The sequence below is a fragment of the Mesorhizobium sp. J8 genome, assembly GCF_016591715.1.
Classification (GTDB): domain Bacteria; phylum Pseudomonadota; class Alphaproteobacteria; order Rhizobiales; family Rhizobiaceae; genus Mesorhizobium.
Window position 1 is genome coordinate 2822069 of the sequence record NZ_AP024109.1, and the last position, 16632, is coordinate 2838700.

General features: G+C 65.3%; 16 protein-coding genes. 13 read left to right on the plus strand and 3 right to left on the minus strand.

From position 1 onward, the window contains the following. Positions 1–150 precede the first annotated feature (150 nt). Positions 151–1053 (plus strand): S1C family serine protease, encoded by a 903-nt coding sequence (locus MJ8_RS13275; RefSeq protein WP_201414786.1) that lies wholly within the window; start codon positions 151–153, stop codon positions 1051–1053. A 13-nt stretch (positions 1054–1066) separates the two neighbouring features. Then, positions 1067–2020, plus strand: coding sequence for a LysR family transcriptional regulator (locus MJ8_RS13280; protein ID WP_201414787.1), 954 nt, complete (start codon positions 1067–1069; stop codon positions 2018–2020). Here MJ8_RS13280 and MJ8_RS13285 read toward each other — a convergent pair. Further along, complete coding sequence (locus MJ8_RS13285; RefSeq protein WP_412177101.1) at positions 1971–2693, minus strand: SDR family oxidoreductase; 723 nt, start codon at positions 2691–2693, stop codon at positions 1971–1973. The genes MJ8_RS13280 and MJ8_RS13285 overlap by 50 nt on opposite strands. Before the next feature lie 177 nt (positions 2694–2870). Here MJ8_RS13285 and MJ8_RS13290 point away from each other — a divergent pair, with 177 nt between their 5' ends. Next, positions 2871–3470 (plus strand): YdeI/OmpD-associated family protein, encoded by a 600-nt coding sequence (locus MJ8_RS13290; protein WP_201414789.1) that lies wholly within the window; start codon positions 2871–2873, stop codon positions 3468–3470. 110 nt (positions 3471–3580) lie between these two features. Here MJ8_RS13290 and MJ8_RS13295 read toward each other — a convergent pair whose 3' ends face one another. Beyond that, positions 3581–3877 carry a hypothetical protein gene (locus tag MJ8_RS13295; RefSeq protein WP_201414790.1) on the minus strand — a complete coding sequence of 99 codons (297 nt, stop codon included), beginning with the start codon at positions 3875–3877 and terminating at the stop codon, positions 3581–3583. 487 nt (positions 3878–4364) lie between these two features. Here MJ8_RS13295 and MJ8_RS13300 point away from each other — a divergent pair, with 487 nt between their 5' ends. From MJ8_RS13300 to MJ8_RS13320, 5 genes are all read left to right on the plus strand, one after another. Further along, positions 4365–5573 (plus strand): ABC transporter substrate-binding protein, encoded by a 1209-nt coding sequence (locus MJ8_RS13300; protein ID WP_201414791.1) that lies wholly within the window; start codon positions 4365–4367, stop codon positions 5571–5573. Between the two features lie 44 nt (positions 5574–5617). Then, positions 5618–6382 (plus strand): ABC transporter ATP-binding protein, encoded by a 765-nt coding sequence (locus MJ8_RS13305; protein WP_201415418.1) that lies wholly within the window; start codon positions 5618–5620, stop codon positions 6380–6382. After that, positions 6379–7083: an ABC transporter ATP-binding protein gene (locus tag MJ8_RS13310; RefSeq protein WP_201414792.1), complete on the plus strand. Its 705-nt coding sequence runs from the start codon at positions 6379–6381 to the stop codon at positions 7081–7083. The genes MJ8_RS13305 and MJ8_RS13310 overlap by 4 nt, the downstream gene beginning before the upstream one ends. A 268-nt stretch (positions 7084–7351) precedes the next feature. Further along, positions 7352–8239 (plus strand): branched-chain amino acid ABC transporter permease, encoded by an 888-nt coding sequence (locus MJ8_RS13315; protein WP_201414793.1) that lies wholly within the window; start codon positions 7352–7354, stop codon positions 8237–8239. Position 8240: 1 nt separating this feature from the next. Beyond that, positions 8241–9230: a branched-chain amino acid ABC transporter permease gene (locus MJ8_RS13320; protein WP_201414794.1), complete on the plus strand. Its 990-nt coding sequence runs from the start codon at positions 8241–8243 to the stop codon at positions 9228–9230. A gap of 21 nt (positions 9231–9251) precedes the next feature. Here the strand turns inward: MJ8_RS13320 and MJ8_RS13325 are convergent, their stop codons facing one another. Next, positions 9252–9725 (minus strand): Lrp/AsnC family transcriptional regulator, encoded by a 474-nt coding sequence (locus MJ8_RS13325; protein ID WP_201414795.1) that lies wholly within the window; start codon positions 9723–9725, stop codon positions 9252–9254. Between the two features lie 102 nt (positions 9726–9827). Between MJ8_RS13325 and MJ8_RS13330 the strand changes: the two genes are divergently transcribed. From MJ8_RS13330 to MJ8_RS13350, 5 genes are all read left to right on the plus strand, one after another. After that, positions 9828–11030, plus strand: coding sequence for a diaminopropionate ammonia-lyase (locus MJ8_RS13330; RefSeq protein ID WP_201414796.1), 1203 nt, complete (start codon positions 9828–9830; stop codon positions 11028–11030). Positions 11031–11220: 190 nt separating this feature from the next. Then, entirely contained in the window at positions 11221–12417 is a 1197-nt protein-coding gene (locus tag MJ8_RS13335) for a diaminopropionate ammonia-lyase (RefSeq protein WP_201414797.1), read from the plus strand. An 88-nt stretch (positions 12418–12505) separates the two neighbouring features. Then, positions 12506–13660, plus strand: coding sequence for a M20 aminoacylase family protein (locus MJ8_RS13340; protein ID WP_201414798.1), 1155 nt, complete (start codon positions 12506–12508; stop codon positions 13658–13660). A gap of 100 nt (positions 13661–13760) precedes the next feature. Next, the gene (locus MJ8_RS13345) at positions 13761–15854 is read left to right on the plus strand and encodes an EAL domain-containing protein (protein WP_201414799.1); all 2094 of its coding nucleotides are present in this window, start codon (positions 13761–13763) and stop codon (positions 15852–15854) included. 271 nt (positions 15855–16125) lie between these two features. Next, positions 16126–16632: a hypothetical protein gene (locus MJ8_RS13350; protein WP_201414800.1), complete on the plus strand. Its 507-nt coding sequence runs from the start codon at positions 16126–16128 to the stop codon at positions 16630–16632.

Here is a 16632-nt window from a genome sequence, read left to right on the forward strand (position 1 = left end):
GTCAAAGAAAAAAGTTCAATCTTCGTTGAACTAGCGCTTGTGCCAGCATGCAGGGCTTCCCTTCTCCCACGGGGAGAACGACGAAGGCCCTTGCGCCGCGCGCCTCCGGCCATACTTAATAGACGAAGACCCGCAATGCAGGATGGATCGATGACCATCGGGAAAATTTCGCGCTCCGTCGTTGCCGTGCGCGCCATGGTGCCGGACGACGCTTTCACCGCCAATGCGCTGGGCACGCGCCGCGAGGGCAGCGGCGTGGTGATCCGCGACAACGGCCTTGTGCTCACCATCGGCTATCTCATCACCGAGGCCGAGGAAGTGTGGCTGACCGACCAGGACGGCCGCGTGGTCGCGGCGCACGCGCTGGCTTATGACCAGGAGACCGGCTTCGGCCTTGTCCAGGCGCTGGCGCCGCTCGGTCTGCCGGCGGTCCAGTTCGGCAGTGCCAGGAAGGCCAATATCGGCGATGCCGTGACGCTCGCCGACGGCATCGGCCAGCAGGTCGACGCCCACATCGTCACCAAGCAGGAATTCGCCGGCTACTGGGAATATCTGATCGACGAGGCGATCTTCACCGCGCCCGCGCACCCGTCCTGGGGCGGAGCGGCGCTGTTCGACCGCGACGGCAAGCTGCTCGGCGTCGGCTCGCTGCGCCTGCAGATGAGCCGCGCCGGGGAGATCGCCGACATCAATATGGTTGTGCCCATCGACCTTTTGACGCCGATCCTCGACGATCTCATCAAGCGCGGCCAGGCGGCGAAGGCGCCGCGCCCGTGGCTCGGTGCGTTCTCGGCCGAGTCGAACGGCATGGTGGTGGTGATGAGCGTGGCGGAAGGCGGTCCGGCCGCCCAGGCGGGCCTGCGTCAGGGCGACATCATCTCCGACGTGCGAGACGGCGAGGTCGACGGTCTGGCGGATTTCTACAGAAAGCTCTGGCAGAATCCGGCCGGCTCGGAAATCCCGCTGCGCGTCGTGCGTGACGGCCGCGAGACTTGGCTGCGCGTCAAATCCGCCGACCGCAATTCCTTCCTGAAGAAGCCGCAACTGCAGTAGCGCCGTCCGCCGGATGCACCCCAGGCTGCTGAAGACTTTTCTCGCGGTCGCGCGCGCCCGCAACGTCACGCGCGCGGCGCAGGAGGTCAATCTCGCCCAGTCAAGCGTCAGCGACCAGATCCAGGCGCTGGAAACCGAACTTGGCGCCAGCCTCTTCATCCGTTCGCGCCAGGGACTCACCCTGACGCTGGCGGGCGAGACGCTGAAACCCTATGCAGAGGATTTGCTGGCGCTCGCCGACGACGCGCGCGCCGCCATCGATGCCATCAAAACTCGGACGGCCGGCAGCCTGTCGATCGGCGCGCTGGAGACGATCGCCTCGGCAAGGCTGGCTCCGTGGCTCGCCGGTTTCCGCGCCGCAAACGCCGGCATCGATATCAAGCTCCGGATCGCCGGCAGCGGCGAGTTGCTGCGCCGGCTGGGCGACGGCGAGATAGACGTCGCCTTCTGCTTCGAGCGATCCCCTGAGCCTGAAGACGCCGGTAAGCCGGATCAGCGCTTTGCGAGGCGCGCCGTAGGGGCCGAGCCGTTGGCGCTGATCGCGCCGCTCGGCGACAACCGGGCGGACATCAATCTGGCGGCGCTGGCCGAAAGGCATTTCGTCGCCACCGAGACCGGTTGCGTCTACCGCGCCATGGTCGACAGGGCCTTTGCCGAAACGGGCCTGGGCGAGCCGAGGTTGGCGGCCGAAGTCGGCAGCATCGACGTCATTGCCGGGTTGGTGGCTGCAGGCGCCGGCTTTGGCCTGGTGCCGCGGCTGGCGGTCGCCGCCGCGATTGAGCGCGGCGAGGTCGCCGAGCTTACCTGGCCCGGTCCGGTCCGCTCGGCCGACATCGTGATGACTTGGCGTCGTCGGCGCGTCCAGCCACCGGCGCTGAAGGTACTGCTTACGGCGATGGGGAAGGGCTTCGCGCCCGTCACACCAGCCGGTGCCCGCCCTCGACATGCAGTGTCTCTCCCGTCGTAAAGCGATTGCCGATCAGGAAGCGGATTGCATCGGCGATGTCCTCCGGCTTTCCGACGCGCCTCGCGGGCAACCGCTCGGCCATGGCGGCCAGGGTCTCGGCCTTCCTGTCGCCGGCGACGAATTCCCAGATCGGCGTGTCGACCCAGCCCGGCGAGACGGCGTTGACGCGGATCGGCGCCAGTTCGACGGCCAAAGCCCGCACCAGCCCTTCCAGCGCCGCGTTGACCGCAGCGACCACCGCGCCGCGCGCCGCCGGCCGGTAGGCGGCAATGCCCGAGACGAAGGTGAGCGAGCCGCTCGGCGGCAGCATCGGCGCTCCGTGCTTGGCAAGCAGCAGCGGTCCGTAGAACTTGCTTTCCACCACACGCTGCGCGGCTGAAAGCTCGACCTCGGGCAACAGCCGGTAGGCGCCCTCGATGTCGGCCGCGGTGCTGACGATATGGTCGATCCTGCCGATGCGCTGAAACAATGCGGCGACCTCATCCTCGCGGCTGATGTCAGCTACCGCCATTTCGAGTGTATCGCGGCGGCCGAGCGCTTCCCGCGCCGCGCTCAGCTTCGCTTCGCCGCGCCCGGCGATGATGACGCGCGCGCCTTCCGCGAGGCATCGTCCGGCAAGCGCCAGCCCCATGCCCGAACTGCCGCCGACGATCAGGATCTTTTCCATATCCATGCCTTTCCTTTGCATGGACGGTCATGTGGCAGGTGGATAAGCGAAACGGAAACGGAAGAAACCGATAGTGGTATCGGAGCTGCCGATTGCATAAAGCTGCTGACGGAAACTGGCGCCAGACGAGGCTACAACCGCTTCGGAATGGTTCACATTGGTACGACGATAGACGAGGTGACGATGGCCCCGATCAAGGTCGATCCGGACAAGGTGCGCGAATTCCCGGACTCGGAGAGTTTCTATGCCTGGCTGGCCGACAACCATGCCGGCGAAAGCGAGGTCTGGATCAAGATTCACAAGGTCGGTTCGGGACTGCCGTCGATCACGCCGAAGGAGGCGATCGACGTGGCGCTCTGCTTCGGCTGGATCGACGCTGTGCGCAAGTCGCTCGACGACAAGAGCTTCCTGCAGCGCTACACGCCGCGCGGCAAGAAGAGCATCTGGAGCAAGATCAACATCGACAATGTCGCGCGCCTGATCGAGGAGGGCCGCATCACCGAGCACGGCCTGCGCGAGGTCGACGCTGCCAAAGCCGATGGCCGTTGGGACCGCGCCTATGCCGGCTCGAAGGAAATGACCATCCCGCCCGACCTTCAGGCCGCGATCGATGCCGAGCCGAAGGCGAAAGCGATGCTGGAGAAGCTTTCCGCCCAGAACCGCTTCGCGCTCGCCTTCCGCACCCACAACATGAAGACCGAGGCCGGGCGCAAGAAGAAGATCGCCGATCTGGTGGCGATGCTGAAGCGCGGCGAGACCATCCACCCGCAGAAGAAGAAATAACCAAAAAACGCCGCCCGGAAGGGGGCGGCGTTTTCGGGAAGCGATGATCCTGAACCCTTTTTGAAGCGGTTCCGGATCATCCGGTCATGAAGTTCGAAAACGCGTCGGCCTTACGCCGCCTTCTTCGCAACATGCTTCTTCACATGGTGCTTACGCACGTGGTGCTTCCTCACGTGATGATGCTTGCGGGCGTGATGACGGTGATGCTTGCGGTGATGCTTCTTGTGCGGGCCATTGCTGGCCGGCTTGGCGTCAGTCGCTGCCGGCTTCGCGGCTTCGGTGGTGGCAGCCGGAGCCGTGGTCGTCGCCGGAGCCGTCGTCGTGGTGGTGGTCTGGGCATTGGCGGCCGGCACCGCGAAAGCGAGCGCGACGGCGAGGCCGAGTGCGGAAAGAAGAGTCTTTTTCATATCGGCAATCCTTGGGTTTAAGGTCGATGTCTGTGTTGCGCGCCGCAAATTCGGCTGCTCCGGTACCGCTTATGACAGCCGCTTTTTTCGCGAGTTTTTCCCGAATGTTGAATCTTGTTTCCAGATTGTGTCTGCCGGACCCCCAACGCTCAGGCCCCATTCGATGGACATCGCCTTCAGGTTCGATCGCGAGTGGCATATCCTGCGAAGGTCCTGATCGCCCCGTATCACTTGGCCAAAAGACCCGCCACTCGGGCTTGATCTTCTCCGGGAACCGGTCATCCCATTCATCCGCCATGCTACGAAAATAGCATTCCAGCCTCGCGAAATGTGATGCTAGGTTCACGCATCCGGGGTGGTGGCGCGGTCGTGCAGAGGAGGGGCAATCGGGGCGAGACACCGCATTTTCCAAGATATCGGACGCAACCATTGAACCATCGCGAGGCCGCCGCGTTTCCCGTGGTTGGCCACCAGGGAGGAACCACCAGTGAAAGCATCCTGTCTCGTCTCGGTCGCGCTGCTCGCGGCGACCGCAATGCCGGCCGCGGCCGGCCAGATTTCCGACGGCAAGGTCAAGATCGGCATCTTGAACGACCAGTCGGGCGTCTATGCCGATTTCGGCGGCAAGTGGTCCGTCGAGGCCGCCAAGATGGCGGTCGAGGATTTCGGCGGCAAGGTGCAGGGCGCGCCGGTCGAGATCGTCAGCGCCGACCACCAGAACAAGCCCGACATCGCCTCCAACATCGCGCGCCAGTGGTACGATACCGAGCAGGTCGACGCGATCATGGAGCTCACGACCTCGTCCGTGGCCTTGGCCGTCCAGGGGCTTTCCAAGGAAAAGAAGAAGATCGACATCGTCACGGGTGCCGCCGCCACCGACCTGACCGGCAAGCAGTGCTCGCCCTATGGCTTCCACTGGGCCTATGACACGCATTCGCAGGCCGTCGGCACCGGCGGCGAGTTGGTCAAGCAGGGCGGCGACAGCTGGTATTTCATCACCGTCGACTACGCCTTCGGCTATTCGCTTAAGGAACAGACCGCCAAGCTTGTCGAGGCGAGCGGAGGCAAGGTGCTGGGCGAGGTGCGCTATCCGCTCGGCTCCACCGACTATTCCTCCTTCCTGCTCCAGGCGCAGTCCTCCGGCGCCAAGATCGTCGGGCTCGCCAATGCCGGCCTCGATACGTCGAACTCGATCAAGCAGGCGGCCGAGTTCGGCATCGTCGCCGGCGGCCAGCGGCTGGCCGCGCTTCTCTTCACGCTGGCCGAAGTGCATGGGCTTGGCCTGCAGGCTGCGCAGGGCGTGGTGCTGACCGAAGGATTCTACTGGGATCGCGACGACAAGAGCCGCGAATTCGCCCAGCGCTTCTTCAAGCGCACCAACCGCATGCCCAACATGATCCAGGCCGGCACCTATTCGGCGGTGACGCAGTATCTCAAGGCCATCGACAAGGCCGGCACCGACGAAACCGAGGCGGTTGCCAAGGAGCTGCATGAAATGCCGGTCAACGACGTCTTCACCGCCAACGGCAAGGTGCAGGCCGACGGCTCGATGGTGCACGACATGTATCTCTACCAGGTCAAGAAGCCGGAAGAGTCGAAGAAGGACTGGGATTACTACACCTATCTGGCGACCATTCCCGGCGACAAGGCCTTCATGAAGGCCGAGGACAGCGGCTGCCCGCTCGTCACCAAGTGACGCTCGACACCGCAACGGCCGTCCGGCCGGATGGCACGGACGAGATGCCGCGGGTGGTGCTTTCCGCCCGCGGTTTGCGGCGTGACTTTGCCGGCTTCGTGGCGGTGAAGGATGTCGACCTCGACGTCCATCACGCCAGGATTCATGCGCTCATCGGCCCGAACGGCGCCGGCAAGACGACCATCTTCAACCTGCTGACCAAGTTTCTGCAGCCGACCAGCGGCAGGATCGAGTTGCTCGGCACCGACATCACCCGAACGCCGCCGGCAAAAGTGGCGCGCATGGGCCTCGTGCGCTCCTTCCAGATCTCCGCGATTTTTCCGCACCTTTCGGTGCTCGACAATGTTCGCGTCGCGTTGCAGCGCCCCGGCGGGCTCGGCTACCAATTCTGGCGCTCGCTTTCCGCGCTCGATAAGCTCACGCCAAGGGCACGCGAACTGCTTGCCATCGTTGGCCTCGACGACGCCGCCCATCGCCTGGCGGGCGATCTCTCCTATGGCCGCAAGCGCGTGCTGGAGATCGCCACGACATTGGCGCTCGACCCGAAAGTGCTTCTGCTCGACGAGCCGATGGCGGGCATGGGGCATGAGGATGTCGGCATGATCTCCGGCATCATCCGCTCGCTGGCGAAGGATCGCGCCGTGCTGATGGTCGAGCACAATCTCACCGTCGTTGCCGATCTCTGCGACTGGATCACCGTCATGCAGCGCGGCCAGGTGCTTGCCGCCGGCGACTACGCCGCCGTCAGTAGGGACGAGCGCGTGCGCGTCGCTTATATGGGGACAGAGCACGAAGAGGGCGGGGCATGAGTGCGCCGCTGCTTGCCGTGCGCGACCTCCACGCCTGGTATGGCGAGGGCCATGCGCTGCACGGCGTCAACCTCGACGTCATGCGCGGCGAGACCGTGACGCTGCTCGGCCGCAACGGCGTCGGCAAGACCACGACGTTGCGCGCCATCATGGGGCTGATCCGCAAGCGGACGGGAAGCGTCACCTTCAACGGCAAGGAACTGATCGGCCTGCCGCTTCACCGCGTCGCCCATCAAGGCATCGGCTTCGTGCCGGAGGAGCGCGGCATCTTCGCCACGCTGACCGTCGACGAGAACCTGATCCTGCCCCCGGTGGTGGCCAAGGGCGGCATGAGCGTGGAGGAAATCTTCGAGCTCTTCCCCAACCTCAAGGAGCGCCGCAACAGCCAGGGCACGAAGCTTTCCGGCGGCGAGCAGCAGATGCTGGCCATCGCCCGCATCCTGAGGACCGGTGTCGAAATGCTTTTGCTTGACGAGCCGACCGAAGGGCTCGCCCCGGTCATTGTGCAACGCATCGGCGAATTGCTGGCGACACTGAAGAAGCGCGGCATGACCATCCTTCTGGTCGAGCAGAACTTCCGCTTCGCCGCCCGCATCGCCGACCGTTTTTATCTGATGGACCATGGCAAGGTGGTGGAGGGCTTTCCGGTCGGCGAGCTTTCCGCGCACACCGACAAGCTGCACGAGGTGCTGGGGGTATGATGGTGGCGCCGGTCCAAGACAAAGCTCTTATCTGTCGGGCGTCGGCGCTGCCCCTCATTGCCCTGCCGGGCATTTCTCCCCGTAAACGGGGAGAAAGAAGCTGGCCGCAACGCCGGCGCCCATCCTGCGACGTTAGCGGTTGGCGAAAGCACCCGCGCCAGAGTCCCTTCTCCCCGTTTACGGGGAGAAGATGGCGGCAGCCAGATGGGGGGCAGCGCCAACACCGGCGATTGACCGCCCCGCCTGCATATCTTTCAGCGGTTGCGCCATGACCACGCTCTTCGGCATCCCCATCCAGGCGCTTCTCGGCCAGCTCCTCGTCGGCCTGATCAACGGCTCCTTCTACGCCATGCTCAGCCTCGGCCTCGCCGTCATCTTTGGCCTGCTGCGCATCATCAACTTCGCACATGGCGCGCTCTATATGCTTGGCGCCTTCATTGGCTATCTGTTGCTGGTGCATCTCGGCATCGGCTACTGGCCGGCGCTGGTCCTTGTGCCGCTCATCGTCGGCCTGTTCGGCATGCTGGTCGAGCGCCTCGCTTTGTCGCGGCTCTACCGCCTCGATCCGCTTTACGGCCTGCTCTTCACCTTTGGCCTCGCCTTGGTGATCGAAGGCGTGTTCCGCTACTACTACGGTGTCTCCGGCAATCCCTATGCGGTGCCTGCGTTGCTTGCCGGCGGCACCAACCTTGGCTTCATGTTCCTGCCCAATTATCGCGGCTGGGTGGTGGTTGCCTCGCTCATTGTCTGCATCGGCACCTGGCTCTTGATCGAGAAGACCAGGCTGGGCTCCTACCTGCGCGCCGCGACCGAGAACCCCGAGCTGGTTCAGGCCTTCGGCGTCAACGTGCCGCTGCTCCTGACGCTCACCTACGGCCTGGGCGCGGCCCTTGCGGGCCTCGCCGGCATTCTTGCCGCGCCCGTCTACCAGGTCAGTCCGCTGATGGGTTCGGACCTCATCATCGTCGTCTTCGCCGTCGTCGTGGTCGGCGGCATGGGCTCGATCCTCGGCGCCATCGTCACCGGCTACATGCTGGGCCTCGCCGAGGGCCTGACCAAGGTTTTCTATCCCGAGGCCTCGAACCTCGTCGTCTTCGTCATCATGGCGATCGTGCTTTTGCTCAGGCCGGCCGGCCTGTTTGGAAGGGACGCCTGAGATGAGCGAGGCCACCCTTCACCAGCAACGCGCCGCAGCCTCGCTCAGACTGGAACGGGCGCTGATCGCGCTGAGCATCGTGGCGCTCATCGCCGCGCCCTTCGTCATCTATCCGATCTTCGTCATGAAGATGCTGTGCTTCGCGCTGTTTGCCTGCGCCTTCAACCTTCTGCTTGGCTACACCGGTCTGCTTTCCTTCGGCCATGCCGCCTTCTTCGGCGGCGCGGCCTATTTCTGCGCCTACTCGGTGAAAGCCTGGGGCTGGCCCCCCGAGGCCGGGATCCTGCTCGGCACAGCGGGTGCGGCGCTGATGGGCCTCGTCATGGGCTTTCTCGCCATCCGCCGGCAGGGCATCTATTTCGCCATGATCACGCTGGCGCTGGCGCAGATGTTCTATTTCTTCTGCGTGCAGGCGTCCTTCACCGAAGGCGAGGATGGCATCCAGGGCGTTGCGCGCGGGACACTTCTCGGAATCGTCGATCTCAGCGAGCCGATGAACATGTATTTCTTCGTGCTCGCGATCTTCCTGCTCGGCGTCTTCGCCATCTGGCGCATCGTCAACTCGCCCTTCGGCATGATCCTGCGCTCGATAAGAGAGAACGAGAACCGCGCCATTTCGCTCGGCTATTCCGTCGGCCGCTACAAGCTCGCCGCTTTCGTCATGTCGGCCGCGCTTGCCGGTCTTGCAGGGGCTACGAAGGCGATCGTCTTCCAGTTCGCGACACTCACCGACGTCACCTGGCAGATGTCGGGCGAGGTGATCCTGATGACGCTGCTCGGCGGTATAGGCACAATGGTCGGGCCGGTGGTCGGCGCGGGGTTGGTGGTCGGCCTGGAGAACACGCTGGCCACCTCCGGCTTCCCGGTGACGATCGCCACCGGGCTGATCTTCATGGTCTGCGTGCTGATCTTCAGGCGCGGGATTGTCGGGGAGGTTTATGCACGGTGGCTGTCGCGCAGGCGCGAAGTGAGGGGGAAGGCGGCGCCATAGCTTCCGCGTCGCGCCTTCCTTTCACCCCACCGGCACCTCGAGCCCCACCTTCACCCTGTCCATCGCCACGAAAGTCCGAAACCTTTTGACGTTGTTGTTCTCGAAGAACAGCCGCCTGGTCAGCGCCTCGTAGTCGGCCATCGTCGCCACGGTTACGACGAGGATGAAATCGGCCTCGCCGGTCACGTAGTAGCACTGCTGCACTTCTGGAACCGCCGCGAAACCGCGCTTGGCGGCGTCGATCAGTTCGGCGCGCTCGCTCTCCACCTCGACCTCGACGAAGATGGTGATCGGGTGGCCGACCTTGGCCGGGTCGACCAGCGCGACATTGGCGCGGATGACGCCCGTTTCCTCCATACGCTTGATGCGCCGCTGCACTGCCGGCGCCGAGAGGTTCACCGCCTCGCCGATGGCGCGCTGCGGCGTGGCGTTGTCCTTCTGCAGGACGGCGAGGATGGCGCGGTCGAAGGCGTCGAGTTCGGGTGAAGTGGGCATGGCGGCGTTCCGAACGAAACAAACTTGCAGTTCATGGGCCAAAACAGAGCGCCTTTCTCGCCTGGCTTGCAATAAATTTCAGCGATCAAGACGGAGAAACCCATGTTCCTGCTCAACCATCATCCGGACCATCGCCAGCCCCTGACCGAGGAAGACGCCGCGACGTTGGGGCTCGCCGGGGCTACGGAGGCCGAGGGCTTCCTTGTCGCGCGCGACAACCATGCCGAGACGCCGCTGCACGCCATGCCCGCACTGGCGGATGAACTCGGCATCGGCACGCTGCATATCAAGGACGAGGGCAAGCGCCTCGGGCTCGGCAGCTTCAAGGCACTGGGCGGCGCCTATGCGGTGATGCATCTGGTGCTGGAGGAGGCCGGCAGGCGGCTCGGCCGCGCCGTCGCGGTCGAGGACCTGCACAAGCCCGAGGTGAAGACGATCGCGGCGCAAATGACCTTCGCCTGCGCCACCGACGGCAATCATGGACGCTCGGTGGCGCAGGGCGCCGGCCTGGTCGGCGCGCGCTCCGTCATCTTCGTCCATTCGGGCGTCAGCAGCGAGCGCGTGGCGGCCATCGCCCGCTTCGGCGCCGAGATGGTGCGCGTCGCCGGCGATTACGACCAGTCGGTCAGGGAAGCCGCCCGCGTGGCCGCCGAGCGCGGTTGGACCGTCGTCTCCGACACGTCCTGGCCGGGCTACGAACGCATCCCGGGGCTGGTGATGCAGGGTTATACGGTGATCGTGCGCGAAGCGCTGAAACGGTTGCGTGAGCCGCCCACCCACGTCTTCCTTCAGGCCGGCGTCGGCGGTTTCGCCGCGGCGGTCGCCGGCCATCTCGCCATCATGCTCGGCGAGGATCGGCCGACGGTGACCGTGGTCGAGCCGGCGCGGGCTGCCTGTGTCTATGAGACGGCCAAGGCTGGTCGCCCGGTCACGATAGCGCACAGCCAGCCGACCGTCATGGCGATGCTCGAATGCTACGAGCCGTCGCTGGTCGCCTGGCGGGTTCTGTCGCGGCTCGGCGATGCTTTCATGACCGTGGACGAGCAAGATGCCGTCTCGGTGATGAATCGCCTGGCGCGGCCTTCGGGCAATGATCCGGCGATCGTCTCCGGCGAGAGCGGCGGGGCAGGGCTCGCCGGGCTGATCCGCGCCGCCGGCGACAACAAGATGCGCGCGGCGCTGGGCCTCGATGGGAACTCCCGCGTGCTGATCGTCAATTCCGAAGGCGCGACCGATCCGGGCCGCTATGCCGAGCTGGTCGGCATGGCGCCGGACGAGGTCGCCAAGGAGAGGCAGCCGGCATGAGCCGTCGGCGTCCTGCAACCGAGGCGAAATACCCCAAAAATAGTCATGTTGGCCGTATCGGGTCGTCCCGAAGCGAACATTCGGCGACATCCAATCGAAACAAACTTCAATCACTTAGCCAATTAAAGCCCCGGAATCGCGCCTGAATCGCGCCCGCCAACAGAGTTCAGTGCCTCGCAGGAAGACTAGCATGCTGCTTCTCAACCAACGTCCCGAACACAACCAGCCGTTGGTTGCCGCCGACGCCGAGTCGCTTGGCATGGCGGGAGGCGAGCGGGCCGAGCGTTACCTCACGGCGCGCGACAACCATGCCGAGACGCCGCTGTACGCCTTGCCGGCGCTGGCTGGCGAACTCGGAGTCGGGGCGCTTCATGTCAAGGATGAAGGCCAGCGTCTTGGCCTTGGCAGCTTCAAGGCGCTGGGCGGCGCCTATGCCGTCATGCGGCTGGTTCTGGAGGAAGCCGGCAAGTGGCTCGGGCGCGACGTCGATGTTTCGGAGATCGCCGAGCCGAGAGTGCGCGAGATCGCCTCCGGCATGATCTTCGTCTGCGCCACCGACGGCAACCATGGCCGCTCCGTGGCGCAGGGCGCCAGCCTCGTCGGCGCGCGTTCGGTGATCTTCGTCCATGCCGGTGTCAGTGCCGAGCGCCTCGCGGCCATCGCCCGCTTCGGCGCCGAGATCGTCGAGGTCGAGGGCGGCTATGATCATGCGGTGCGCGAAGTCGCGCGAGTCGGCGCCGAGCGCGGCTGGAAGATCGTCTCCAACACCTCCTGGTTGGGCTATGAGCGCGTCCCCGGGCTCGTCATGCAGGGCTACACGGTGATCGTGCGCGAGACGCTGCGGCGCATGGCCGAGCCGCCGACGCATGTCTTCCTGCAGGCCGGCGTCGGCGGCTTCGCGGCGGCGATCGCCGGCCATATGGCGGTCATGCTCGGCTCCGGGCGGCCGAAGGCGATCGTGGTCGAGCCGCGGCGTTCGGCTTGCGTCTACGCTTCGGCCGAGGCCGGGCGTCCGGTAACAATCGCAAACCAGCAGCCGACCGTGATGACGATGCTCGAATGCGCCGAGCCGTCTTTGGTTGCCTGGCGTGTGCTGGCGCGTGCCGGCGATGCCTTCATGACGGTGGACGAAGAGGACGCGATCGCGGTGATGAAGCGGCTGGCGCGGCCGTTGGGCAATGACCCCGCCATCGTCTCCGGCGAGAGCGGCGGGGCAGGCCTCGCCGGACTGGTCCGCGCCGCGGGCGACAGGCACATGCGCACGGCGCTCGGTCTCGACAGGGATTCACGCGTGCTCATCATCAACTCGGAGGGCGCAACCGACCATGGCCGCTTTGCCGAGTTGGTCGGCATGGCGCCGGAAGAGGTCTTCCTGCAGACTGCCTGAGGGCAACTCCAGGAAAAGCGCGGCGCCGGTTTCCTTCCGTGATCGCGTCGAGAAAAGGGCGCGCCAAGAAAAGGGTTTGAGGGCGACGATGGCTGAACTCGACCTTGAGGCACTGCACCGTGAGATGACGGCGTGGCGGCGCGATCTCCACGCCCATCCCGAGTTCGGTTTCGAGGAAAAACGCACCGCGGCGTTCGTCGCGCAAAAGCTGCGCGACTTCGGGCTTGAGGTGGTCGAAGGCGTCGGCGGCACAGGCGTGGTCGGCACGCTGACCAGGGGCAGCGGCAACCGCGCCATCGCGCTGCGCGCCGACATGGATGCGCTGCGCATCGCCGAGCAAGGCACGCATGCCTGGCGCTCGCAGACGCCCGGCACCATGCATGCGTGCGGCCATGACGGCCACACATCGATGCTGCTCGGCGCGGCCAAGCTGCTCGCCGGCGAAGGTGGCTTCGACGGCACGGTGCGCTTCATCTTCCAGCCGGCCGAGGAATGGGGCAGGGGCGCGCTGGCCATGCTGGACGATGGCCTGCTCGAGCGCTTCCCCTTCGAGGAGATTTTTGGGCTGCACAACATGCCGGGCCTTCCGATCGGCCATTTCGAGACCCGCAGCGGTCCGGTCATGTCGGCCGAGGACAATTTCGAGATCGTGCTGAAGGGCCTCGGCGGCCACGCTGCGCGGCCGCATGCCGGCCGGGAGACGCTGGTCGCCGCCTGCGCGCTGGTCGTCAACCTGCAAAGCATCGTCTCTCGGCGCCTGAGCCCGGCCGATATCGGCGTCGTTTCGGTGACCGAGCTCATCACCGACGGCACCCGCAATGCGCTGCCCGGGCTGGCGCGCATCCTCGGCGATTGCCGCAGTTTCCGGCCCGAGGTGAGCGCTGCGATCGAACAGGAGATGCGCCGCATCGCCGAGGGCACGGCGCAGGCCTATAACGTCGCGGCTGAAGTCACTTACACGCGTGAGTTCGTACCGTTGATCAACGACGCGCCGCTGGTGGGTGAGGCGCTTGCGGCGGCCCGCACGGTGTTGGCAGAGGACGCTGTCGGCGTCGCGGCTGAGCCCATGACCGCCTCGGAGGATTTTGCCCGCTTCCTGACCCATGTGCCGGGTTGCTTCGTCTTCATGGGCAACGGCAGCACCGCGCCGCTTCACAACCCAACCTATGATTTCAACGACGAAGGCCTGCTGCACGGCGCGCGTTTTCATGCGGCGGTGGTGAGGCGGCGGTTGGCCGGTTAGCAATCTCCCCCACAAGGGAGGAGATCGGCGCTCCACCCCCGGTAACTCTTTTTTCTCTGCTTTCATGCAATATTGCCGGGACGGGACGGCAAGAACAAGAATGGCGGACGACGATAAACGCAACGGCAAGTTCTGGGCGCTGGCGCTTGATCGCGCCCATCTCGGCCTTTGGGACTGGAATCTGTCGACCGGCGATTGCTATTATTCGCCGACTTGGTCGAAGATGCTGGGCTATGAAGAGGGCGAGCTCCCCAACGCGCCCGACCTCTGGCTGAAGCTGACCCATCCCGACGATCGCCAGCGCGCTCAGGAAAGCGGCGACAGGCATATTGCGGGCCTCGTCGATTCCATCGAGACGGAGCTGCGCCTGCGCCACAAGGACGGCCGCTGGGTCTGGGTGCTCGACCGCGGCGGCACTGTCGAACGCGACGCCGAAGGCAAGCCGCTCCGGCTGATGGGAGTGCAGACAGATATAACGCGGCAGAAGGAGGTCGAGGCCGAGCTCGAGCAGATCAACGTCCGCTTCCGTCTCGCAATCGCCGCCAGCGGCACGGGTATCTGGCATTTCGATATCGGCACCCAGAAAAGCTATTGGGATGCCCGCACGCGCGAGATATTCGGTGTCGTCACTGATCACGACGAGGTGGCCGCCGACTTCTGGCACACTTTCCTGCATCCGGAGGACAAGGAAGTCGCCGAGCGTGCCCACGATGTGCCGGTCGGCTCGGAGGGTGTCACAGCCGTGCAATACCGCATCGTCCGCCGCGACGGCGAAATCCGTCACGTCGAGTCGCTTGTACGATTCATCGCCGCGGGCGCGGCCGGTCAGATCCTCGGCACGGTCCGCGACATCACCGAGGAGAAGAGGCGCGCCGAGGAGCTTGCCTTCGCCGCGCGCCACGACGCGTTGACCGGGCTGCTCAACCGCGCTGCCTTCGACCGGCTGCTTGCCGAGAACATCGCCATGGCCGAGCGGCTGCCACTCGCCGTGTTCTATGTCGACCTCGACTACTTCAAGGCGCTCAACGACTATGCCGGCCATGCCGCCGGCGACCTGGCGCTGAAGAGCGTCGCGGCGGGCATTCTCGCCAGCCTGCCCGCGTCGGCGCATGCGGCACGCCTCGGCGGCGACGAATTCGCGCTTTTGGTGCCGAACTGCAATGACGCCTGTGCCGAGCGGCTTGCCCGCGCCGTGCTTGCCGCCGTGCGCGACGCCGATCTCGGCCCGGCCGTCACCTCGCGCAGGCTTGCCGCCAGCATCGGCATCGCCTTCGTGCGCGACCGCAACATGAGCGTGGCCGACGCGCTCGCCTGCGCCGACGATGCCTGCTACGCCGCCAAGGCCGGCGGTCGCGACCGCTTCGCCGTATTCTCGCCGGAGACGACGTCGGGCGCCGCCGGCCTAAACGCCGCGCGGCTGGCGGCCGACCTGGTCGATGCGATGGAGGACGGCCGGCTGAAGCTGTTCGGTCAGGAAATCCACCGGCTCGGGCTGCCCTGGGAAGACAGCCGCCATGTCGAAGTGCTGGCCAGGCTCGAAGCCCGCACCGGCAACATGATCCCGCCCATCGATTTCGTGCAGGTCGCCGAACGCTTCGGCCTTGCAGCCCGGCTCGACCGCTGGATCATCCACACCGCGATGATACGCCATGGCGGAGCGATGCGCGCGGGCGCGATCTCGCTCGACTTCAACCTATCGGCGCAGACGCTTTCCGATCCGCAGCTCTGGAGCTTCGTCGACGAGGCCATTGCCGAGAGCGGCGCGCCGCCATCGGCCATTGGCTTCGAGATCACCGAGACGGCCGCGGTTACCAATTTCGATGCGGCGGAAGCATTTGTGCGCCGAGCGCGCGAGCGCCATTGCCGGGTCAGCCTCGACGACTTCGGCGCCGGTATGAGCTCCTTCGAATATCTCAGGCGTTTCCCCATCGACGCCATCAAGATCGACGGCTCCTTCATCGAGCACATCGCAGATAGCCGCTTCGACCGCGAGATCGTCTCGGCAATCACAGGTATCGCCCGCTCGATGGGCGCTGCCGTGGTGGCCGAGAAGGTCGAGCAGAAGAACGCGCTGGAGATTCTACAGGGCATGGGCGTCGCCTATGGCCAGGGCTATTTCCTGCACCGGCCCGAGCCGCTGGAAGCGATTGTCGCGCGGGCCATGGGCGGCGCGCGGGAGATGAGGGCCGGCTGAACGGTCAGCCTCCCATACCGGCGAGATGCCTGTGGCGGAGGCTTCGAGCAAAGTGTGGGGCGGGCGCGGTAGACCTTTGCTTGGGTTCCGCCCCGGGGGATTGGGCCAAACAAGCGATAGAGCCGTTCACCGTTTCCGTAAAACATGAACGGTTGCTCTGCCGAATTCTTAGGACAATTGGCCTATCGCCTGTGAACCGTCCCGGGCATGATGTCCTGGCTCGACTATCAGGCGTCCGCTCCATGACGGATGGGCCCCTGCGAGATCGGCAATGTCTTCGACACTCAGCAGCACCGCACTCGTGATCTCGCAACAGCATCGATTACCGTCGATCGCGAGACCGGTGGCGAGCGCCCGTGTCAATTCCAGCCCCACGGCCTCGCCGCCGATGCAGGCCGAGCCCGCGGTCTCGGCATCCATGTTCAGCGTCGACAGCCTCAACATCACAGCCATCAAGGTCCGGCTGATGGAGCGCGCCGGCAAGGAGTTTGCCGTCGATCAAACCGGCTACGAGTCCGTTTCTTCCTATGGGTTAGCCATCAAGAACGCTGTTGAAGCGTTGAAACGGCAATCTCCGTCGGCAATCGCCGGAATCGAGAAGCAGCTCGGCCTGGACCAGCTCGGCGTTTCCCTCGATACGCTCGTCGAGGCGACAGTCGATCCGCGAAGCGGGAACGGCGAAAGGCTGGATGCCGCGTTGAGGCAGCATGCAGGTGGGCCGGACGAAGGCGACGCCGCGTCGACTCAACTGGGCGAGCTCGGGTTCTACGGCCGCTGA